Genomic DNA, 22313 nt, shown 5'->3' on the forward strand with positions numbered 1-22313 from the left:
AACACGCCGTTCGAAGTGATCAAATCAAACAATGGGGTTTCGCGTGCCGGATCTACCGGGAAAGAATGCGATTGAGGTTCGTGGGGTAAGAAAACTTTTCGGAACGGGAGATGCCCAGATCGCGGCTCTCGACGATGTTTTCGTTTCAATTCGTGAGAACGAGTTTTTCACGCTTCTCGGGCCTTCGGGTTGCGGAAAGACCACGCTGCTTCGTCTGATTGCCGGATTCGACTTTCCAAACGATGGGGAAATCCTGCTTTACGGCAGCGATATCGCACCTCTTCCACCCTTCAAACGGCCGGTAAATACTGTTTTCCAGAATTACGCCCTGTTTCCGCATATGACGGTCGCGCAGAATATTGCCTTCGGCCTCGAAATGCTGGGCAAGCCGAAGGCAGAGGTTTCCGCCCGCGTCACCGAAATGCTGAAGCTCGTGCGCATGGAAGCGCTGAAGGATCGGCGCACAAGCCAGATTTCCGGCGGTCAGCAGCAGCGCGTGGCGCTTGCCCGCGCACTTGCCCCACAACCGAAGGTTCTGCTTCTGGATGAGCCTCTTTCGGCGCTCGACTATAAGCTGCGCAAGGAAATGCAGATCGAGTTGAAGCGGCTTCAGAGCGAAACCGGCATCACCTTCATTTTTGTCACTCATGATCAAGAAGAAGCGCTGACCATGTCAGACCGCATCGCGGTCATGTCCGCCGGCAAAATCCTCCAGATCGGCGCACCGTGGGAAATCTACGATCGCCCAGCCGACCGCTTCGTTGCTGACTTCATCGGCGAAACGAACTTCCTCGAAGCCGAGGTGCTGTCCATCAATGGCGACAGGGCGACCGTAAAACTGTCTTCCGGTGCGGAAATTCAGGCATCGCTGCCGGACGGTTCGACGCCATCGGGCAAGGTCACGATCGTCATTCGCCCCGAACATGCGCGCATTGCGCAGCCCGATGCGAAGGCAACGCTGCAAGGCATTGTCGAAACGGTCGTTTATCTCGGCACCGACACGCATTTCCATGTGCGGCTGGACGATGGCAGCATCTTTATATTGCGCCAGCAGAACAGCCGAACGGAGGAATGCGGCTTCACCAAAGACGACCGGGTCGGCATCGTAACTGCGGGCGATGCTGCGCAGATATTGAAGGACTGACCGATGGCGAGTGCGCAGGAAGTCGTCCAGCAGGTCGAAAAAGCCGACATTCGCAATCGCTGGCTGCTCACCGCGCCAGCCCTCACCGTCATCTTTCTTGCCGCGACCGGCCCGCTGCTCATCGTTCTCGTTTATTCTTTTCTCTCGCCCGGCCCTTACGGCGACGTGAAATGGGAATTCTCGACGGATGGCTGGGCGAGCGTCTTCTTTCAGCGCGATATTTTCGACGACACGCTTTCACTGGCAGACGCGCATATCTCGATCTTCTGGAGATCGGTGAAACTGGCCCTCGCCACCACGGTTTTCACGTTGATTTTCGGCTTTCCGACCGCTTATTTCATCGCGACGCGCCCTGAAAGAACCCGCGAAGTCTGGCTGTTCCTGATCACGATTCCCTTCTGGACGAACCTTTTGATCCGCACTTTCGCGATCCTTCAGGTCATCCGCAATGAAGGCGTCATCAATTCGGCGCTGCTCAATCTCGGCATTATTCAGCAGCCGATACAGATGCTTTTCACCGATTTCGCCATCATGGTCGGCATGGTCTATGTCTATTTGCCGCTGATGGTGCTGCCGCTTTATGCAAGCATGGAAAAGATCGATTTCCGTCTGGTCGAGGCAGGCTACGACCTCTATGCAACGCGGCTGAAAGTGCTGTGGCGCATTATCCTGCCACTGGTGAAACCGGGCGTAATCGCCGGTTCTATTCTGGTCTTCATCCCTTCGCTTGGCGCTTACGTAACACCGCGCCTTCTTGGCGGCGGCAAGAATTTGATGCTCGGAAATCTGATCGAATTGCAGTTCGGGCAAGGCCGAAACTGGCCGTTGGGCGCGGCCCTGTCGCTGACGCTCATGGTCATCGTCATGGTCGCGCTGCTCGTCTATGTCCGAAACGCTGGAAAATCGGACATCCGTCATGGCTAAGCAGTTCGAAATCAAGCGTCTTCCGGGTTTCACCGCCATTGCGATGATCTGCTTCATCGCGCTCTATCTGCCGATCGCGTTGCTAGTCGTCTATGCCTTCAATGCGGGCGAATCCATCTCCACCATGCAGGGCTTTTCCTTCCGCTGGTTCGTGCAGGCATGGAGCAACCAGCAGGTCATCGACGCATCATGGCGCTCGATCCAGATCGCCTCGGTCGCCGCCGTTTCGGCAACGGTACTGGCCACGATGGCAGCCCTGGCAACGACGCGCACCAACGAATATCCCGGCCTCACCTTCAAGTACGCCTTCATCAACCAGCCGCTTATGGTGCCGGAAATCGTCACGGCGGTCGCACTTTTGATCTTCTTTGCCCGCGTGAAAGTCTGGACCGGCTATACCGGCCTTGGCTATCTGATGATCGCGCATACGGCGTTCTGCATTCCATTTGCCTATCTCCCGATCCGCGCGCGCCTCGAAAGCATGGATCTGACTTTGGAGCGTGCTGCGGCTGATCTTTACGCAACGCCGTGGAAAGCCTTCCGGCGGGTTACTCTGCCGCTGCTTTGGCCGGGCATTCTCGCCGGGCTGATGCTCGCCTTCGTCATCTCGCTGGATGACGTCGTCATTACCGAATTCGTTAAATCGGGCGGGCAGGACACACTGCCAACCTACATGCTCGGCCAGCTTCGCCGTATCATCACGCCCGAAATGAATGCGATTTCGACCGTATTCCTGCTTTTGTCGGTCGCCATCGTCACTGTGTTTTTCTTCATCAGCAGGAAACGCGATTAAACAATGGGAGACGACCGATGAACTGGAAACTGACGGCAGCCTCTGCCGGGCTTGCGCTGATGGCCTCGACGGGCCTCGCAAGTGCCGAGGGCGCACTCAACATCTACAATTGGGGCAACTACACCAACCCCGAACTGATCAAGAAATTCGAAGACACCTACAAGGTCAAGGTCACGCTGACCGACTACGATTCAAACGACACGGCACTCGCCAAGATTCGTCAAGGCGGCCACGGCTTCGACATCGTCATGCCTTCGCAGAACTATCTGCCGATCTGGATCGAGGAAGGGCTTTTGCTCGAAACCCGCCCGGACCAGATGGAAAATTTCAAGCATGTAGCCAAGGAATGGGCCGACCCGGAATTCGACAAGGGCCGCCATTATTCCGTGCCATGGGCGTGGGGTACGGTCGGTACCGTCGTGAATACGAGCGTCTACAAGGGCGACATCAACACCTGGAAAATCCTGTTCGAGACGCCGGACGAGCTGAAGGGCAAGGTCAACGTCGTTCCTGAAATGACCGACGTGATCGACGCCGCCATCAGCTATCATGGTGGCCAAAAGTGCACGGACGACAAGGAAATCCTGCGCAAGGTGCGCGATACGCTGGTTGCCTCGAAGCCGAACTGGATTTCGATGGAATACGGCACGATCGAGAAGATGCTTGCAGGCGATTTCGCGGCGGGCAGCGACTGGAACGGCTCGGCGCTGCGCCAGCGCCTCCAGAACCCGGCTATCAATTACGGCTATCCGGTCGAAGGCTTCTACTATTGGAGCGACAACACGGTGGTCCTGAAAGACGCCAAGAACCCGGAAAACGCCAAGCTCTTCCAGAACTTCATCATGGACCCGGAAAATGCGGCGCTTATCTCCGCCTTCTCGCGCTATGCGAACGGCATCGAAGGCTCGCAGGAATTCATGCCTGCGGACATGAAGGACGCACCGGAAATCAACGTCCCGGAAGAGTTCAAGAAGAACGGCCGCCTGTCGAAGACCTGCCCTCCTGATGTGCAGGCGCTCTACACCCGCATCTGGACCGAACTTCAGAAGTAATGTGATCAAGGCCCGGCGCAAAACGCCGGGCCTTCGCCTGTTTGAAGGATCATCATGACATCAACAGTATTCGAAAAACGATTTGGCTTCCGCCGTAGTGACATCAATCTCGGCAACTGGCGCCTTAACCCGTACAGTCGATGGTCGTTCCAGAATGTCAGCGAGCTTGTTCCTAGCGCCGTGATTTCGAATACAGGCGGCCTCAGCGAAGAACCTATGGCTGATGCTTCGGGCCTGTTGTCTGAAAAACTGATGATCGACGGAAAACCGGAAACGGTTTCGGCTTTCCTCGAACGTTCCTCGACAGACGCGCTGGTCGTCATGAAAGGCGGAAAATTCGTCGCGGACTACGCGGCAGGCACTGTCGATCCGGCCTCCCCGCACCTCATTTTCTCGATCAGCAAATCGCTGACCGCCATACTCGCCGGCATCGTCGAGGCAGACGGCCTGCTCGATCCCGAAGCGCCGGTTACCCGCTACGTGCCGGAAGCCGAGGGCTCGGCCTACGGGGATGCGACCGTCCGCAATCTGCTCGACATGCGCGTCAGCCTCGATTTCGCGGAAACCTATCTCGACCCCGAAAGCGCATATGCCCGCTACCGCCGCGCCATGCTGTGGAACCCCGGTGGCGGCGAAGAAGGCCTGCTGGCCATGTTGTGCTCGATACCCAAGGGGCCGCTGCCGCATGGCGGGCCGCTCCGTTATCGCTCACCGAATTCTGATATGCTCGGCATCGTCGTCGAGCGCGCGGCTGGCATTCGTTTGTCGGAGCTGCTGTCAGAGCGCCTCTGGAAACCGCTCGGCGCAAAAAGCAACGCCATGATCACCGTCGACCGCGAAGGTTTCGGTCGTGCCGCAGGCGGCGTTTCCGTTACCGGGCGCGATCTTGCGCGGGTTGGTGAAATGATGCGCCAGGCCGGTTTTGCCGGAGGCAAGAGCATTGTTCCCGAACCCTGGGTTCGCGATACGATCAGCGCCGGAGACAAGGCCGCCTGGACCGCGGGCGACTTCGCGAAACTCGCGCCCAACGGCTCCTACCGCAACCAATGGTACCAGAGCGGCATGGAAAGCCACGCTTATTGCGGTATCGGCATTCACGGCCAATGGCTCTATATCGACCCGCCGACGGAAACCGTCATCGTGAAGCTTTCATCGCAGGCCGAACCCGTGGACGACGCGCTCGACCTTGGCTGCCTCCAATTTTTCGCCCAAATCATCCGGCTTTTCTGATAAACTTCTGGAAATACCGGCCAAAACGGCGCGATCGCGACGCGAATATTTGTAGTTTCGCCGTAATGGTGTAGGAGGACTTTCGCGCTGGCCGGCTGTTTGGCCGTCAAACGAAAGCAAGATGCACAGGCATGACGATTGAGACCCCACAAACCTCGCAGGGCCGCGGACTTCTGTCCGTAGTCTTGATGTGGTTTGCGGTTCTGCTCGCCGCCGCGCATTTCTCCTTCACCACCGAATCGCTTTCGCAGACCCAGCTTGTCGGCCAACGCGGCGAAGCCGGAACCGGCTCGCATGATGGCGGCCCGGCAAAACAGCATTCAACGCCCACCGGTTCGCAGCGTCTTTTCGCGCTTTCCGATGTAAGACAGCTCAAATTCTCGCCGTTTTCGCCCGACAATGGGCCGATGCCGGCCATTCTGCCTGCGCAGGATCTGGCTTTCCTGATTTCAGGCAGCCAGGTGCTGACGCTTTTGCCGGATCAAAGCCTTCCGGCATCGAAACCCGAAAGCAGCAAAGCGCGCGCGCCGCCGCAAATGTCATAGCCTAGAACCGTTCCGACGAGCGGCCATACGGAAATGACCGCGTTCGCCGATCCTTTTGAAGGGGGCAACGCAACGACAGGATCAAAGACATGCGAACTTCACGATGGGTTATTGCAGCCTATTCGATTATCGTTCTGGCGGGCCTTATTGCCGCGTTGCCGAACATTTTTACGCCAGCGCAGCTTGCAAGCCTGCCTAACTGGTTCCCGAAACAGCAGATCACGCTGGGTCTCGACCTTCAGGGCGGCTCGCACCTCGTTCTTGAGGTCGATGCGGCAACCCTGAAATCGGACCGCCTGCGCTCGCTTCTCGACGATGCGCGCGGCGCGCTTCGCAACGAGCGCATCCAGACCCAGTCGGCCCGCGTGGTCGGCGACGCGGTCGTTATTGCAGTTGCCGATGAGGCACAGCGCACCAAGGCGCTCGAAATTCTGCGCGCGCTTGCCGTTCCTGTTGCCACGACCGGCTTCGGTATCGGCTCGCCGGATGTCGAAGTCGCGACGACACAGAACCAGATTCGCCTGACGCTTACACAGGCTGGCCTGACGGATCGCCTGAACTCGGCGCTTGAGCAGAGCCTTGAAATCGTTCGCCAGCGCGTCGATCAGGTCGGCGTTGCCGAACCTACCATCCAGCGCGTCGGCTCGGACCGCATGCTGGTCCAGCTTCCCGGCCTGCAGGACCCGACACGTCTTCGCGAACTGCTGGGCAGCACGGCCAAGATGGCCTTCCACATGGTTTCCAACGATGCCACCGGCGACCAGTTGCCTGCCGGTGTCACCATGCTACCGGACGCAAAGACCGGCCAGCAATATCCGATCGAAGACCGCGTCGCACTGAGCGGCGAGCGTTTGACCGATGCGCGCGCAGGCTTCGACCAGCGCACGCAGGAGCCGATCGTTTCCTTCCGGTTCGACAGTGTCGGCGCACGTCAGTTCGCAGACATCACCCGTCAGAATGTCGGTCGTCCCTTCGCCATCGTTCTCGACGGCAAGGTGCTGAGCGCGCCTGTCATCCGTGAGCCGATCACCGGCGGTTCAGGCCAGATCAGCGGCAGCTTCACGGTTGAAGACACCGTCGTTCTCTCAGCACTGCTGCGCGCCGGCGCCCTGCCCGCTCCGCTCACCGTCATCGAGGAACGCACCGTCGGTCCCGATCTTGGCGGCGACATCATCCAGATGGGCATCTACACCGGCATCGCGGGCTTCCTGCTCGTCGTCGTCTTCATGGTGGTGCTCTACGGCACCTGGGGCATGATCGCGAACTTCGCGCTGCTCCTGCACCTGCTCATGACCATCGGTGTCATGACATTTATCGGCGCAACCCTGACCCTACCCGGCATTGCCGGTATCATTCTGGGTATCGGCCTTGGCGTCGATGCGAACATTCTCATTAATGAGCGAATACGCGAAGAATCCAAGAAGGGGCTAAGCGCGTTTGCCGCCCTCAATCAGGGCTTCCATCGCGCCTTCTCGACCATTGTCGATGCCAACGTAACCTCGCTGATCGTCACCGCGCTGCTCTTTATGTTCGGCTCGGGTCCGGTCCGCGGCTTCGCGATCACCATGATCATCGGCACCGTGCTTTCGATGTTCACCGCTATCGCAATCGTTCGGGTCATCATGGTTGCCGTCGTTCGCCGCCGGAAGCTGAAGACACTCACCATCGAGCCATTCGTCCGCTTCTTCCCGGAAAAGACGTCGATCAGCTTCATGAATGCGCGCTTCCTGGGTATCGGCATCTCGATCTTCCTGTCGCTCGCCTCCATCGGCCTGTTCTTCAAGCCGGGTCTGAATTACGGCATCGACTTCATGGGCGGCATTCAGGTCGAGATCACCACATCGGGCGAGCCCGATCTGGCGCAGCTCAGAAGTACGCTCGGAGAGCTCAATCTTGGCGAAGTCGCACTCCAGACGATCGGCGCGGACAACAATGTGCTGATCCGCGTCCAGCGTCAGGAAGGCGGCGAAGCCGAACAGACCGCAGCGGTTCAGAAGGTGAGAACCGCCGTCGAGCAACTCGATCAAGGCGTGAAGATCGACCGAACGGAGGTGGTCGGTCCGAAGGTCAGCGGCGAGCTCGCGCAATCGGGCGTGCTCGCAGTCGTGCTCGCCTCGCTAGCCATGCTTCTCTATATTTGGTGGCGGTTTGAGTGGAACTTTGCCGTCGGTGCAATTGTGACGCTGTTGCTCGATACGACGAAAGCCATCGGCTTCTTCGCGATAATGGGGCTCGATTTTAACCTGACGGCCATCGCGGCGCTGTTGACGATTATCGCTTATTCGGTGAACGACAAAGTCGTCGTCTATGACCGAATGCGAGAAAATCTGAGGCTATACAAGAAGATGCCACTACGCGAAGTCATCGATATGAGCATCAATCAGGTGTTCGCACGATGCGTCTACACATCCGTCGCCATCCTCGCCTCCATCCTGCCGATGGCGATCTGGGGCGGTAGTGCTGTCGAAAACTTCGCAGTACCGATGGTGTTCGGCGTGCTGGTGGCCACCACTTCGTCCATCTTCATCGCAGCCCCGATCCTGCTCTTCCTCGGCAATTGGTGGAGACACCGCGCCGAGAGAGCGGAAGCTTCGACTGCGGTGGTGGCGAAGAGCTGATCGACTCGTACAACAACAAAAAGGCCCGATCCACATGGATCGGGCCTTTTTTGTTTGGGCGTTAGAGCGGTTGCCGTTTTGATGAAGTCACGAAGCACCCCCCTCTGCCCTGCCGGGCATCTCCCCCTCAAGGGGGGAGATTATCTCGTCATGAAACGCCGGCATCAAACGCCAACGTTTAACAATGAAGGCGGGTAGCGGTGTCAGCCAATCTCCCCCCTTGAGGGGGAGATGTCCGGCAGGACAGAGGGGGGTGCTGTCCCGCCAACCTTTTTTATAAAAATGAAGGGCTCTAAAAAAAAATCAGCCTTGGCCGGATTTCAATCCGAGAAAGCTCCAGCTCACATCGTCACGCCCAAGCATATCTTCCCGTTCATTGTGATGAATGCAGGAAAGCCTCTGCGTCTGCGCAAGTGCAATCGTCTCTGTCGCCGAGACGTCGAACATCTTGCGGCCTGCCGGGACCGGCCCATGCCGAAGCGACATGATAATGATGCCGCCCAGCACAAGCATTTGCGCAAGATGTGTCATGGCGGTTCGACGCTCCGCCTCGTCCAGATGCATCCAGACTGCCGTCAGCATGATCACGTCAAAGACCCGCCCGCCCACAACGGAAAGGTCGGGCAGGATGTCGTCGATCCATTCGATGGAGGCCGACGCATGAAGTCTCTGGCCTTCGGCCCGCAACGCCGCCGTGGGTTCGACGGCCGTAACCTTATGACCGCGCGCCGTTAAAGCCGCAGCATCGCGGCCCGACCCCGCCCCTATGTCAAGAATCCGCGAAGGCTCTGACGGAAATAGGTGCAGCACATCGCGATGAACATCGGAAAACCCGATGCTCTCATATTGCACGGCCAGCGCCTTTGCATTTTCACCATAACCGTCCGTGCCCTGCATCAGGCGCGCTCGCGCCGCAGCTCCTTGGTTGACGGCAGGAAGATCGTCAGAAGGCCTAGCAGCGGCAGGTAGGAGCAGATCGTGTAGACATAGGCGATGCCCTTCATGTCAGCGACGACGCCCAGCACCGCAGCGGCAATGCCGCCCATGCCGAAGGCGAAGCCGAAGAAGATGCCTGCGATCATGCCGACACGGCCCGGCACCAGTTCCTGTGCGAACACGACGATGGCCGAGAATGCGGACGACAGAATGAGGCCGATGATGACCGTCAGCACCTTCGTCCAGAACAGATCGGCATAGGGCAGAGCCAGCGTGAAGGGCAGCGCGCCGAGGATCGAGAACCAGATCACGAATTTCGGTCCGAATTTGTCACCGATCGGACCGCCAGCGAGCGTGCCGGTGGCAGCCGCGCCCAGAAAAATGAACAGCAGGATTTGCGCTTCCTGAACCGTAACGTTGAATCTCTCGATCACGTAGAAGGTGTAATAGCTCGAAATGCTGGCCATGTAGATGTTCTTCGTGAAGACGAGCAGCGCCAGAACGACGAGTGCGGTGACGATCTTCTTGCGCGGCAACGTGACCGGAAACAGCGACGGCACACGGTTCGCCGTCGCCTTGCGGTAGCGGCTGTACCAGGCGCTGACACGCGTAAGCACGATCATGCCGGTGAACGCGGCCAGCGAGAACCACGCAACGCTGGCCTGTCCCTTCGGCACGACGATGAATGCTGCCAGCAACGGCCCGAGCGCGGTGCCGAAATTACCGCCGACCTGAAACAGCGACTGCGCAAGACCATAGCGTCCGCCCGATGCCATGCGCGCGACACGCGAGGATTCGGGATGAAAGATCGCGGACCCGATACCGATGAAAGCCGAGCCGACCAGCAGGAACATGTAGCTGTGGGCGAAGGCCAGCATCAGCAGACCGATGAGCGTCGAACCCATACCCACCGGCAGCGAATAGGGCATCGGCCGCTTGTCGGTATACATGCCGATAAGCGGCTGCAAAAGCGATGCCGTGACCTGAAAGGTCATGGTCAAAAGCCCGATCTGCCAGAAATCGAGACCGTAATCGCTCTTCAGCATCGGGTAGATCGCGGCCAGAAGCGACTGCATCACATCGTTCAGAAGGTGGCAAAAGCTGACCGCGAGAAGAATTGCGTAAACCGTCGCGTCAGCCTGTGGCCGTCCAGCAGTCGTCGATGCCTGTGTCACGATGAAGTCCTACCCTGCAAATAAAGTCCATACGGCAATCGCCATAGGCTGCACCCGAGCGTCGGCATTCGGGCGCAAGCCGGCGAATATCGCTACCCGCAATAGAACTGGCCCGGCCAGAATGCCTTATGGCAGATGAAAGCAAGATGTGGCGCAGGATGCCGCGCCACACCGATCAGATTTCGCCGAGATCGCGCACTGCGCCCCGGTCGGCAGAGGTTGCGAAGGCCGCATAGGCTTTGAGCGCGGTCGTCACCTTGCGCTTGCGCTGCTCGGTCGGCTTCCAGCCCTTGGCGTCCTGCTCGGCGCGGCGGGTTGCGAGTTCGGCATCGTCGACGCGCAGCGAAATCGTGCGGCTTGGAATGTCGATGTCGATCATGTCGCCCTCGCGCACGATGCCGATAAGCCCGCCATTGGCGGCTTCCGGCGAGACGTGGCCGATGGACAGACCCGACGTGCCGCCGGAGAAGCGGCCATCCGTGATCAGCGCGCAGGCTTTACCGAGGCCCTTCGACTTCAGATAGCTGGTCGGATAGAGCATTTCCTGCATGCCCGGTCCGCCCTTCGGGCCTTCGTAGCGGATGACGACGACATCGCCAGCCTTGACCTCGTTGGACAGGATCGCCTTGACGGACGAATCCTGGCTTTCGAAAACGCGTGCCGGGCCTGAGAATTTCAGGATCGATTCATCGACGCCTGCCGTCTTCACGATGCAGCCATTGATCGCGATATTGCCTTTGAGAACCGCAAGTCCGCCATCCTTCGAGAAGGGATGCTGCGCATCGCGGATGACGCCGTTTTGGCGGTCGATATCCAGTTCCTTCCAGCGCGCGCTCTGGCTGAACGCGACCTGCGTCGGCACGCCGCCGGGAGCTGCGCTGAAAAGTTCGAGCGCTGCCGGATTGTCGGTGACGGCGATATCCCATTTCGACAGCGCATCGCCAAGCGTCTTCTCATGCACGGTCGGCAGATCCGCATTGAGCAGACCGGCGCGGTTCAACTCACCGAGGATCGCCATGATGCCGCCTGCCCGGTGCACGTCTTCCATGTGCACGTCGGCCTTGGCCGGTGCGACCTTGGAAAGGCACGGAACCTTGCGCGACAGGCGGTCGATGTCGTCCATCGTGAAATCGACTTCGCCTTCATGCGCGGCAGCGAGAATGTGCAGAACCGTGTTGGTCGAACCGCCCATCGCGATGTCGAGCGTCATGGCATTCTCGAACGCGCCTTTCGAGGCGATGGTGCGCGGCAATGCAGTCTCGTCGTCGCCTTCGTAATAGCGCTTTGCCAGACCGACGATCCGGCGGCCCGCCTCGAGGAACAGCTTTTCGCGATCCGAATGTGTTGCAAGCGTCGAGCCATTGCCGGGAAGCGACAGGCCAAGCGCTTCGGTCAGGCAGTTCATCGAATTTGCGGTGAACATGCCGGAGCACGAACCGCAGGTCGGGCAAGCCGAGCGCTCGATGGTCTGAACGTCTTCGTCGGACATTGTGTCGTCTGCGGCAGCAACCATCGCATCGACCAGATCGAGCGAGTGGATCTTGCCGTCGGAAAGCACGACCTTGCCGGCTTCCATCGGCCCGCCGGAAACGAAGATCGTCGGAATGTTGAGGCGCAGGGATGCCATCAGCATGCCGGGCGTGATCTTGTCGCAATTGGAAATGCAGACCATCGCGTCCGCGCAATGCGCGTTGACCATATATTCCACGCTGTCAGCGATGATTTCGCGCGAAGGCAACGAGTAAAGCATGCCGTCATGGCCCATCGCGATGCCGTCATCGACGGCAATCGTGTTGAATTCCTTGGCGACACCGCCATTGGCTTCGATCTCGCGCGCAACCAGTTGGCCGAGGTCCTTCAGGTGGACGTGGCCCGGCACGAACTGCGTGAAGGAATTCACCACCGCAATAATCGGCTTGCCGAAATCGCCATCCTTCATGCCCGTTGCGCGCCAAAGACCGCGTGCGCCGGCCATGTTGCGGCCATGGGTGGTGGTACGGGAGCGATAGACTGGCATCTGCTTTTTCCTAGGACGCTTACTGCCGAAAAGCGCGAGGCCTTTCAGGCATCATCATTGGGTAAATTCTGCTCGACCCTGAATATAGGACTTTCGCCGGGATCACGCGATAAGAACATGGCGCCTGCCGCCTGATCAGCGGTTCACGTCGCAGGAAACGTTCGAATCTGAGGTCTTCAGGCTCAACCGTACCCGCGGTTACGGTTTATAGCGAAAAGAAATCCGTTCGTCACCCTCTGGCCCGAAACTTTGCTGTTTTCTGGCTGAACGTGTTCGTTTTTCTAAGAAAGGACTATTTATCGACCGGAATGACGTCGACAGACTGCTCTCCGGTCTGTCCGCCAGTGGTTTTCAGAACGCCGACAATGGGCGCGACGTCGGAATAATCGCGGCCATACCCCACCGTAATGTGGTCGTTGCCGACGCGCATGGCGTTGGTCGGGTCGAATTCCTGCCAGCCCATTTCGCGCCCACACCAGACTTTGACCCAGGCGTGCATGGCATCCGCCCCCTCAAGTCTTTCCTTGCCTGCCGGCGGAATTGTGCGCAAAAAGCCGCTGACATAGCCCGCCGGAATGCCAAGCCCGCGCAGGCCAGCGATCATTACATGGCTGAAATCCTGACAGACGCCACTCTTGAGTTCGAATGCCTCACTTGCGCGCGTATGTACATCCGTCGCCTCGCCGTCGTATTTGAAGTCGGAGTGGATGCGCATGCACAGATCGTTGGCAATTGCCGTGACCGAGCGCGCCACAGTGCTTTTTGCCGCATAGGCCGTGATGTCTTTCGACAGCTCGACCTGATCGCTTGGCGCCAGAAAGTGATGCGGCGATTCGGCCGTCAGCGAGAGTGCACCTGCAACCTCCCCGCTCAACCGCGAAAGATCGGGCGATACGTCGAGGCCCGGTTCGGGCCGTGAAACAAGAATGCGCGAACTCATCTTCACATCCAGCGTCTCATGCACCTCGCGAAAGGAGATTGCCGTGACGCTGTTCGAAAAGAAATCGGCGAAGTCGGATCGCTCTGCAGGGTTCGGCGAGAATGACAGCGACGACGCGATGACGCGTTGCGCACCCGTCAAATTGGCAGGCAGGACGCGGACCTGATGACGGCTTCCGCCAGCCCATCCCTCATAATCGTAATGCAGGTTCAACCTGATATCGTACTGCATCAACCGAAATAGCTCTTGGAAAGATTTTCGTAGAGCGACGCAATATCGATTGCCAGCGAGCTCAAAAGCTCAGGCGTCATATCCGCAGGCTCGCGGATCGCCAACTTCGTGTGGAGCAAAAGCACATCCTTCGCAACGGCTGACAAATAACCGTCATTGGTCGGGTCGGGCAGGTTTTCGATCTCGTTTTTTAAACGGTCGAGCTGAAAGATGATCGAACGCGGGTTGAGCGGATCCAGCGCCAGAAGATCGATCACCGATTGCTGACCGGAACGGACCGTGTACTGGCGGCGATGGGTCAGCACGCTGTCGCCAATCTCCAGCATCATGTCGAGCGCGCCATCTGGTGCACCTGGAGCGGTCAGACGCGAAAGCGTACGCGCGATTTGTATCGCACGCTCCAAGCGGCGGCCGATTTCCAGAAAGCGCCAACCGGCGAAACGATACATGTTTTCGTGCAGCAAACCCGAAAACCCTGCAAGCTTGCGAAGGATAATCGTCATTGCGCGCACGGCATCGTCACCCGGCGCGATTGTTTCCGCAAATTGATGCACGGTTTTCGAAAGGTCGCGCAGCGCCAGCCAGCCATCCGGCGAAAAGCGGTCGCGCACTTGGCCAGCACTGTAGACCGCACTATCCAGATGCGCGATCAACCCTGCGGGAATTGCGGAATCCGCCTCTATGCCGAGCGGTTCGAGATAGTCGCGCATATCCGCCAGCAAGGGCAGATCGGGATCGGAGGTTTCGGCCAGCCGCGCATGATACGCGCGCAAAATGCGAACCGTATCTTCCGAGCGCTCGATGTAGCGGCCAAGCCATGTGAGGTTTTCGGCGGCCCGGCTCGGCAGCGTGCCAGGACGCGAGCGGGCGAATGCCTCCTGCTCATCCGGCAGCAGCGTTTCGCGCTCTACACGCGCCTTGGAAACAACCCAGACGTCCGCTGCCTGCCCGCCGCGCTGCATGGTGATTGCCGCCGTATCGAGCGTCAGACCGACACGCGCAAAACCGCCGGGCATGACCGTCCAGCCCTCAGGCGTACGCGCGAGATAGACCCGCAGGATCGCGGGGCGCGGCTCCAGCTTTCCATCGACATGCACCGGCGTTGTGGAGAGCCGAACAGCTTCCTGCCCGACCAGCGTGTGACCCTCGCTGGCGATACGGTCCAGCAGCGCGTCCCGGTCAGCACCGTTCAGCGATGCGCCGACAATCGTTGCGCCGTCATCCTCAAAAGGCAGCCGCGTCGATTGCGCAGGCCCGATCATCATGCGATCGAAATTTTCCTCAACATGCCGGCGCGCATTCTCCTGCCCGCACCACCACGTCGCGATATTCGGCAAAAGCAGGTCGTTTCCGGTCAAAACACGCGAAATCGCGGGCAGAAACGCCAGAAACGCACGCGTTTCCATGACACCAGAGCCGAGCGCGTTGACCATCGAAACTGACCCGTTGCGCACGGCCTCGACCATGCCGGGCGTTCCGATGCGCGATGCGCCGTTCAGTTCGAGCGGATCGGTGAAGGACGCATCCATGCGCCGCCAGAGCACGCTGATCGGTTTCAGGCCCGAAACAGTGCGCACCATCAGGCGGCCCTCGGTAACCGTCAGATCCTCGCCTTCAAGCAGCATGACGCCGAGATAGCGCGCGATATAGGCATGCTCGAAATAGGTTTCGTTGAGCGGACCGGGCGTGAGGATCGCCGCACGGCTTGCCGGATCGTCCGTCATTCCTGCAAGCGCATCTCGGAACCGGCGAAAGAAACCGGCCAGCCGGTGCACATGCATTTCGCCATAAATGTCGGACAGCGCACGCGTCGTCGCGACGCGATTTTCCAGCGCGAAGCCTGCGCCCGAAGGCGCCTGCATCCTGTCGCCCAGAACCCACCAGCGACCATCTGGCCCACGACCAAGCTCGAACGCACAAAAATGCAGGAAATGCCCGCTTGCCGGTTTCTGTCCGGCCAGCGGGCGCAGATATTCGGGGCTGGACGCGATAAGTCCCGGCGGCAGCAGACCGCGCGCGACGAGATCATTACTGCCGTAAATGTCGGAAACGATCTGCTCGAAAAGATCGGCGCGCTGCACCAGCCCAGCGCTGATTGCATCCCATTCGACATCCTCGATCAGCAGCGGAATATGCGCCAGCGGCCATTCGCGCTCATTCGTGCCGGGCCGATCATAAACGCGGTAATAAACGCCTGCATCGCGCAGATATTGGTCGGCACGACCGAAACGCGCCGACAATTCGTCAGGCCCCAGCCGTTCGATGGCCGATGCGAAATGCTGCCAGGCAGGGCGAATGCCACCGGAAGAATCGACCATTTCATCGGCGACGCCGGAAATGGAGCGGTAGCCGGAAATCAGATCACTGACCGGTGCCGCGCTGCGTTTCTTCTTTTGCTCGATCGTTGTCATGTTCAACTATATCTGGGCGGCCGCCTGAGATCGAGTGTCATCGGAAACTCGTCGGCAGGCTCTTCCGCGCGAAGTTCAAAGCTGCCCGGCGTATGCCCCCGCGGCTCGAAACGCGCAAGTCGTCGCGCTTCCGCTTCGTTCGCATTCACAGGAAACGTCTCGTAATTGCGCCCTGCCGGATGCGCGACGTGATAAACGCAGCCGCCGACCGAGCGGCCCGACCAGCGATCGTAAATATCGAAAACGAGCGGCGTGTTGACGGGAAGCGCGGGGTGCATGCCCGCCGATGGCTGCCACGCCTTGTAACGGACGCCTGCAACGGCAATCTCGCGATTTCCCGTCTGCTGCATCGGCACGATGCGGCCATTGACGGAAATCGAATGGCGCTCGGGATTGAGCCCGGTCGTCTTCACCTGAAGCCGCTCCACGGATGAATCCACAAAGCGCACAGTGCCGCCGATTGCGCCCTGCTCGCCCATCACATGCCATGGCTCCAGCGCCTGCCGAAGCTCCAGCTTCACGCCGGCATATTCGACCTCGCCGCAGAATGGAAAACGGAATTCGAGCTGCGCATCGAACCATTCCGGGCGGAAATCAAAGCCGTTTTGCTTCAAATCGTCCAAAACGTAGAGAAAATCCGTCCAGACATGGTGCGGCAGCATGAAACGATCATGCAGGCTGGTGCCCCAGCGCACGAAACGTCCGTCCAGCGGGTTTTTCCAGAGCCGGGCGATAAGCGCGCGCACCAGCAATTGCTGCGCAAGGTTCATCCGCGCATTGGGCGGCATTTCGAAACCGCGAAACTCGACCAGACCCAGACGTCCAGTCGGACCATCCGGCGAAAACAGCTTGTCGATGCAAATCTCGGAGCGATGCGTATTGCCCGTCACATCGACGAGCAGATTTCGGAAAAGCCGGTCCACCAGCCAAGGCAGCGGTGCGTTTCCGCTGCTCGGATGCGGAACCTGCGCCATCGCGATTTCGAGTTCGTACAGGCTGTCGTGCCGCGCCTCATCGAAGCGCGGAGCCTGGCTGGTCGGTCCGATGAACAGGCCGGAAAACAGGTAAGAAAGTGCGGGATGCCGCTGCCAGTGCAGGACAAGGCTTTTCAAAAGATCGGGACGGCGCAGAAACGGGCTGTCGTTCGGCGTAGCGCCACCGACCACGACATGGTTGCCGCCGCCGGTGCCGGTATGGCGGCCATCGATCATGAATTTATCAGCACCAAGCCGGGTCTGCCGCGCTTCTTCGTAAATAGCTTCGGTCGTCGCCACGCAGTCGCGCCAATTCGAGGCCGGATGAATATTGACCTCGATGACGCCCGGATCGGGCGCGACGCGGATGACGTTCAGGCGCGGATCATGCGGCGGGCCGTAGCCCTCGATATGAACCGGGAGCCCGGTCGCCTTGGCCGCATTTTCGGCAGCGGCGATCAAATCCAGATAGTCTTCAAGCGCTTCGACCGGCGGCATGAAAACGCAAAGCCGCCCCTCGCGCGGCTCGACGGAAATCGCGGTGCGCACCGCGCCGTCAATCTCGCCAAGCTCTTGCTCGACCCGCTCCTGAGCCCCGGTCGCTGCGGTAAAAGAGGCCGTGATCTGCTCGCGCGCGGCTTCCGGTGTAGTCTCAACACGCGGCGGCAAATCTCCGCGTGGCACGGATGGATCGACCGGCACGACATAGGGATATTGCGAAGGCGGTACATGCGGAAGCGAGCCGAGCGGCAGGCGGTAGCCGACAGGCGAATCGCCCGGAACGAGGAACAGTTTTCCGCGCCGCGTTGTCCAGTGTTCGGAACGCCAGCGCGGACCGCTCGCCTGCGCATTCCAGCGCTGCACCGGCAGTACATAGCCGGTCGGTTCTGTCAGGCCGCGTTCGAAGACACGCGCCATGCGGCTGCGCTCTTCCGGGTCTTCAAGTTTTGAATTCGACGGATCGACATTGTCCGGCAGATTGCCTTCCTTGATGAGCCATTCGGCGGGGTCCTCATAGGCTTCGCTGACCATTTCGGGCGCGATGCCGAGTTCGGATGCCACCGCCGAAAGCAGCGTTTCGGCATCCTTCGGAGTGAGCTTGCCTTCGCTGTTTTCCGGCGCGATCAGGCCGGGGTCGACCCAGACCGGCTCGCCATCGGCACGCCAGTAGAGCGAAAATGTCCAACGCGGCAGGGATTCGCCCGGATACCATTTGCCCTGCCCGTAATGCAGGAAGCCGCCCGGCGCAAAACGCTCGCGCAGGCGCCGGATCAGCGCATCCGCCTTCTCGCGTTTTGTCGGGCCAACGGCGGCGGTGTTCCATTCCGGGGCTTCAAAATCGTCGATGGAAACGAAGGTCGGCTCGCCGCCCATTGTGAGCCGCACATCCTCGGCCTGCAAAACGGCATCGACCTTTTCGCCCAGCGCGTCGAGCGCCTGCCAGCTTTCGTCGGAAAACGGCTTGGTGATGCGCGGATGCTCGGCGATGCGGTCTACCCGCATGTCGAAACCGAACTCGACATTGGCAAAGCTCGCCATGCCGCTGATGGGTGCCGCGTTTCTGAAATGCGGCGTCGCGGCCAGAGGCACATGGCTTTCGCCAGTCAGAAGACCCGATGTCGGATCAAGACCGATCCAGCCCGCCCCCGGCAGATAGACCTCGCACCAGGCGTGAAGGTCCGTGAAATCCTGCGTCGTCCCAGCCGGGCCATCGATGGCAACCAGATCTGGCTTGAGCTGGATCAGATAGCCGGAAACGAAACGCGCCGCGAGGCCGAGATTGCGCAGGATTTGCACCAGCAGCCAGCTCGTATCGCGGCATGAACCCTTGGCGAGAGACAGAGTTTCCTCTGGCGATTGAACGCCGGTTTCCATGCGCACGATATAGCCGATCTCACGTTGGAGCCCCGCATTGAGATCGACCACGAAATTGACCGTATTCGGCGCGGAACGGTCGATCGTTCCAAGAAACGAGGAAAGCAGCGGGCCGGCCGGCTCCGGCTTCAAATAGATTTCGAGGTCGTCGCGAATGTCCTGCGGATAGTCGAACGGAAACGCGCTTGCCTCCGGCTCGACGAAAAAATCGAATGGATTGTAGACCGTCATGTCGGCAACGAGATCGACTTCGATCTTCAATTCCGTCACCGGTTCGGGAAACACAAACCGTGCGAGGAAATTGCCGTAAGGGTCCTGTTGGACATTCACGAAATGATTGGACGGCTGCACCTTCAGCGAATGGCTGAGCACCTTGGTTCGCGAATGCGGCGCGGGCTGCAGCCTTATCACTTGCGGCCCGAGCGTTACCGGGCGGTCATATTTGTAATGGGTCAGGTGGTAGACGGCAGCAAGGATGGCCATGAGATCCTATCGGGTGCGCGGACACCGCCATACCCTTCCACAAACCACGCCAATTCTCCAACAATGATTGTTGCAGTGCAAAAATATTCTCAAAGTCAGCGTGACGTCTCGACCAGTTCGACGCCTGAATCGTCGCAAATGTTCCTGATCGGGTCGATGTCGCAGCGATCTGTGATGAATGTGTGGACCTGCGAGAGATGGCCGATGCGCACCGGCGCGGTGCGTTCGAACTTTGTCGAATCCGACACCAGAATGACGTGCCGCGCATTGGCGATAATGGCCTGTGCAACCTTCACTTCGCGGAAATCGAAGTCGAGCAGCGCGCCGTCATGGTCGATAGCCGACGCGCCAATCACGGCATAATCCACCTTGAACTGGCGGATAAAATCGACCGCCGCTTCGCCGACGATGCCGCCATCCGAGCCGCGCACGACGCCACCGGCAATCACCACTTCCATCGAAGGATAGACGCGCATCTTGTTGGCGACGTTGATGTTGTTGGTGATGACCATCAGCCCGTTGTGGTCGAGCAGCGCCTTGCCGACTGCCTCTGTCGTTGTGCCGATATTGATGAAGAGCGAGGCATTGTCGGGGATCAGCCGCGCTGCGGCGCGACCTATCGCGTCCTTTTCGTCGGCTGCGAGGCTCTTGCGCGCCTCATATTCCATATTCTCGATGCCGGAGGGAAACAGCGCACCGCCATGGATTCGGGTCAGAAGACGCTCTTCGCAAAGATCGTTCAAATCCTTGCGGATCGTCTGCGGCGTAACGTTGAAATGCTGCGCCAGATCATCGACAAGCACCCGGCCCTGCTCCTTGGCCAGCGCTATAATTTCGGAATGCCGTGATGACAGGTACAATTATTTCCCCCCACTTTCGTTTTGCGCGAATGTAGTCGAAAGCGAAAACAATAGAAAGCTGGGGGCCATCGTTAGCCGTGCGAACTTTGAATATTGAAACGGTTCTGGCCTTCATATAGAAATATAGTATGACTTTATAATGCGCGCTTCGGCTCGCTCAAAAATGACAATTCCGGGAGGCGGATAGTGAATCTCGTTCAGTTCAGCGATAGCAATGGTGTGCGCGGCGTGGCGATGCGCGAAGGCGATGGTTTCAGGCTCGTCAAAGGCGCGAAGTCGGTTCTGGAACTCGCCAAAGCGGCAATCGCGAAGAAAACCGGCCTTCGCCAGATCGTTGAACAGGCCGGGCTTGGCGACACGGTCGACATTGCAACTGCCTACGCCGAGGGCCGCGTTCACGCGCCCGTGGATCATCCCGATCCGGCGCATCTGCACCTGACCGGAACCGGCCTCACCCATCTCGGCTCGGCCTCAACGCGCGATGCCATGCACAAGAAGCTCGACGACGAGGCCGCACTTACCGATTCCATGAAGATGTTCCGCATGGGCATCGAGGGCGGCAAGCCTGCCAAGGGCGAGACCGGCGTTCAGCCGGAATGGTTCTACAAGGGCAATGGCGCGATGGCTGTCGCGCCCGGCGCGCCGCTTCTCTCGCCTTCATTCGCCAAGGATGGCGGAGAAGAGCCTGAAATCGCAGGCATTTATGTCATCGGTGACGATGGCACACCATTCCGCATCGGGTTCGCGCTGTCGAACGAGTTTTCCGACCATGTGACGGAGCGCGTGAACTATCTTTATCTCGCGCATTCCAAGCTGCGTAACGCATCCTATGGCCCGGAACTGCTGGTCGGCGCCCTGCCCGAAGACATTCGCGGCACCTCGCGCATCGTCCGCAACGGCAAGACTTTGTGGGAAAAGCCGTTCCTTTCGGGCGAAACGAATATGTCTCACCACATTTCGAATCTCGAACATCATCATTTCAAATATTCGGTCTTCCGCCAGCCGGGCGATGTTCATGTCCATATGTTCGGCACAGCAACGCTTTCCTTTGCCGATGGCATCGAGACGCAGGAAGGCGACGTTTTCGAAATCGAAGCGCCGGATTTCGGCCTGCCGCTGCACAATCCGCTTGCACTCGAATCCGAACAGCCCGTCACCGTGAAGGCACTTTGATATGGCCGCAGAATTTCAGTTCGCGCGCTATCCCGGCCTGCAGGACGTATCGGTTTTCGTTTCCGGCGGCGCAACCGGCGTTGGCGAGGCAATCGTGCGCGCCTATGCGGCGGAAGGCGCTAAGGTCGGCTTTGTCGATCTTGCGGAAAAGGAAGGCGAAGCGCTGACCGAAGAACTCAATGCGGACGGCGCGACTGTTTCGTTTCGCCGCTGCGACATTACCGATACGGACGCCTACCGCGCTGCCATCTCTTCGCTCGAAGCGGAAAACGGGCCTGTTCAGGTTCTTCTGAACAATGCGGCGAACGACACGCGCCATGACTGGCGCGAAGTGACGCCGGAGTATTTCGACAGCCGCATCGCGGTCAATCTGCGCCATACCTTCTTCGCCATCCAGGCCGTCGCGCCCGGCATGATCGCTGCCGGAAAAGGCGCGATCGTCAATTTCGGTTCGGTCGGCTGGATGATGGCAAATGGCGGCTATCCGAGCTATGCGGCATCGAAAGCCGCCGTGCACGGCATGACGCGCTCCTTCGCGCGTGATCTCGGCAAGCACGGCATCCGCGTCAATACGCTGGTGCCGGGATGGGTCATGACCAGCCGTCAGCTCGAATTGTGGGTCGACGACGCGGCAAACGAGCAGATCGACAAGAACCAGTGCATGGCCGGTCGTGTGCTGCCCGAAGACATTGCCCGCATGGCCCTATTTTTGGGTTCGGACGACGCCAAAATGTGCTCGGCGCAAAATTTCATCGTCGATGGCGGCTGGGTTTAGGCGCTTCGTTTTTAGATAGAAATGCTGGTGGCAGCACCCCCCTCTGCCCTGCCGGGCATCTCCCCCTCAAGGGGGGAGATCACTCTGCCATGAACCCGCGGCCCAATTGCTGACGTTGCAAAATGAAGGCGGAGAGTTGTGTCAGCCAATCTCCCCC

16 protein-coding genes are annotated in these 22313 nt (G+C 59.3%); 9 read left to right on the plus strand and 7 right to left on the minus strand.

Annotation, left to right across the window (positions count from 1 at the left end):
- The first annotated feature begins 43 nt into the window (after positions 1-43).
- From ABFT80_RS12235 to secD, 7 genes are all read left to right on the plus strand, one after another.
- On the plus strand, positions 44-1144 hold the full coding sequence (locus ABFT80_RS12235; protein WP_347972182.1) for an ABC transporter ATP-binding protein: 1101 nt from the start codon (positions 44-46) through the stop codon (positions 1142-1144).
- 3 nt (positions 1145-1147) lie between these two features.
- Positions 1148-2068 carry an ABC transporter permease gene (locus ABFT80_RS12240; RefSeq protein ID WP_347972183.1) on the plus strand — a complete coding sequence of 307 codons (921 nt, stop codon included), beginning with the start codon at positions 1148-1150 and terminating at the stop codon, positions 2066-2068.
- On the plus strand, positions 2061-2861 hold the full coding sequence (locus tag ABFT80_RS12245; protein ID WP_347972184.1) for an ABC transporter permease: 801 nt from the start codon (positions 2061-2063) through the stop codon (positions 2859-2861). Before ABFT80_RS12240 ends, ABFT80_RS12245 begins: the two co-directional genes overlap by 8 nt.
- Positions 2862-2878: 17 nt before the next feature.
- Positions 2879-3913, plus strand: a complete 1035-nt coding sequence (locus tag ABFT80_RS12250) for an ABC transporter substrate-binding protein (protein ID WP_347972185.1) — start codon at positions 2879-2881, stop codon at positions 3911-3913.
- A 54-nt stretch (positions 3914-3967) separates the two neighbouring features.
- A complete protein-coding gene (locus ABFT80_RS12255) occupies positions 3968-5143 on the plus strand; it encodes a serine hydrolase domain-containing protein (RefSeq protein WP_347972186.1) in 1176 nt (391 codons plus the stop codon).
- A 131-nt stretch (positions 5144-5274) separates the two neighbouring features.
- A complete protein-coding gene (locus ABFT80_RS12260) occupies positions 5275-5688 on the plus strand; it encodes a hypothetical protein (protein WP_347972187.1) in 414 nt (137 codons plus the stop codon).
- 89 nt (positions 5689-5777) lie between these two features.
- Positions 5778-8306 carry a protein translocase subunit SecD gene (gene secD, locus ABFT80_RS12265; protein ID WP_347972188.1) on the plus strand — a complete coding sequence of 843 codons (2529 nt, stop codon included), beginning with the start codon at positions 5778-5780 and terminating at the stop codon, positions 8304-8306.
- 303 nt (positions 8307-8609) lie between these two features.
- Here the strand turns inward: secD and ABFT80_RS12270 are convergent, their stop codons facing one another.
- From ABFT80_RS12270 to ABFT80_RS12300, 7 genes are all read right to left on the minus strand, one after another.
- Complete coding sequence (locus ABFT80_RS12270; protein ID WP_347972189.1) at positions 8610-9203, minus strand: class I SAM-dependent methyltransferase; 594 nt, start codon at positions 9201-9203, stop codon at positions 8610-8612.
- Positions 9203-10417: an MFS transporter gene (locus ABFT80_RS12275; protein ID WP_347972190.1), complete on the minus strand. Its 1215-nt coding sequence runs from the start codon at positions 10415-10417 to the stop codon at positions 9203-9205. The genes ABFT80_RS12270 and ABFT80_RS12275 overlap by 1 nt, the downstream gene beginning before the upstream one ends.
- Before the next feature lie 175 nt (positions 10418-10592).
- Complete coding sequence (gene ilvD / locus ABFT80_RS12280) at positions 10593-12434, minus strand: dihydroxy-acid dehydratase (RefSeq protein WP_347972191.1); 1842 nt, start codon at positions 12432-12434, stop codon at positions 10593-10595.
- A gap of 292 nt (positions 12435-12726) precedes the next feature.
- Entirely contained in the window at positions 12727-13605 is an 879-nt protein-coding gene (locus ABFT80_RS12285; RefSeq protein ID WP_347972192.1) for a transglutaminase family protein, read from the minus strand.
- Positions 13605-16016: a circularly permuted type 2 ATP-grasp protein gene (locus ABFT80_RS12290; protein WP_347972193.1), complete on the minus strand. Its 2412-nt coding sequence runs from the start codon at positions 16014-16016 to the stop codon at positions 13605-13607. The genes ABFT80_RS12285 and ABFT80_RS12290 overlap by 1 nt, the downstream gene beginning before the upstream one ends.
- A 2-nt stretch (positions 16017-16018) precedes the next feature.
- Positions 16019-19348 (minus strand): transglutaminase family protein, encoded by a 3330-nt coding sequence (locus ABFT80_RS12295; protein ID WP_347972194.1) that lies wholly within the window; start codon positions 19346-19348, stop codon positions 16019-16021.
- A 95-nt stretch (positions 19349-19443) separates the two neighbouring features.
- A complete protein-coding gene (locus ABFT80_RS12300; RefSeq protein ID WP_347972195.1) occupies positions 19444-20208 on the minus strand; it encodes a DeoR/GlpR family DNA-binding transcription regulator in 765 nt (254 codons plus the stop codon).
- Positions 20209-20394: 186 nt separating this feature from the next.
- Between ABFT80_RS12300 and araD1 the strand changes: the two genes are divergently transcribed.
- Together araD1 and ABFT80_RS12310 are read left to right on the plus strand one after the other, a co-directional pair.
- On the plus strand, positions 20395-21381 hold the full coding sequence (gene araD1 / locus ABFT80_RS12305) for an AraD1 family protein (RefSeq protein WP_455189922.1): 987 nt from the start codon (positions 20395-20397) through the stop codon (positions 21379-21381).
- A 1-nt stretch (position 21382) separates the two neighbouring features.
- The gene (locus tag ABFT80_RS12310; protein WP_347972196.1) at positions 21383-22156 is read left to right on the plus strand and encodes an SDR family NAD(P)-dependent oxidoreductase; all 774 of its coding nucleotides are present in this window, start codon (positions 21383-21385) and stop codon (positions 22154-22156) included.
- Positions 22157-22313 lie beyond the last annotated feature (157 nt).

This window comes from Foliimonas ilicis, assembly GCF_039939195.1.
In the GTDB taxonomy this organism is placed as follows: Bacteria; Pseudomonadota; Alphaproteobacteria; order Rhizobiales; family Rhizobiaceae; genus Foliimonas; species Foliimonas ilicis.

Excerpts from the sequence above, each read along its gene's own strand:
- secD (WP_347972188.1), top strand. The coding sequence starts at position 5,778 with ATGCGAACTTCACGATGGGTTATTGCAGCCTATTCGATTATCGTTCTG.
- ABFT80_RS12285 (WP_347972192.1), bottom strand. The coding sequence starts at position 13,605 with ATGCAGTACGATATCAGGTTGAACCTGCATTACGATTATGAGGGATGG.
- ABFT80_RS12260 (WP_347972187.1), top strand. The coding sequence starts at position 5,275 with ATGACGATTGAGACCCCACAAACCTCGCAGGGCCGCGGACTTCTGTCC.
- ABFT80_RS12290 (WP_347972193.1), bottom strand. The coding sequence starts at position 16,016 with ATGACAACGATCGAGCAAAAGAAGAAACGCAGCGCGGCACCGGTCAGT.
- ABFT80_RS12250 (WP_347972185.1), top strand. The coding sequence starts at position 2,879 with ATGAACTGGAAACTGACGGCAGCCTCTGCCGGGCTTGCGCTGATGGCC.
- ABFT80_RS12270 (WP_347972189.1), bottom strand. The coding sequence starts at position 9,203 with ATGCAGGGCACGGACGGTTATGGTGAAAATGCAAAGGCGCTGGCCGTG.
- ABFT80_RS12295 (WP_347972194.1), bottom strand. The coding sequence starts at position 19,348 with ATGGCCATCCTTGCTGCCGTCTACCACCTGACCCATTACAAATATGAC.
- ilvD (WP_347972191.1), bottom strand. The coding sequence starts at position 12,434 with ATGCCAGTCTATCGCTCCCGTACCACCACCCATGGCCGCAACATGGCC.
- ABFT80_RS12255 (WP_347972186.1), top strand. The coding sequence starts at position 3,968 with ATGACATCAACAGTATTCGAAAAACGATTTGGCTTCCGCCGTAGTGAC.
- ABFT80_RS12240 (WP_347972183.1), top strand. The coding sequence starts at position 1,148 with ATGGCGAGTGCGCAGGAAGTCGTCCAGCAGGTCGAAAAAGCCGACATT.
- ABFT80_RS12245 (WP_347972184.1), top strand. The coding sequence starts at position 2,061 with ATGGCTAAGCAGTTCGAAATCAAGCGTCTTCCGGGTTTCACCGCCATT.
- ABFT80_RS12310 (WP_347972196.1), top strand. The coding sequence starts at position 21,383 with ATGGCCGCAGAATTTCAGTTCGCGCGCTATCCCGGCCTGCAGGACGTA.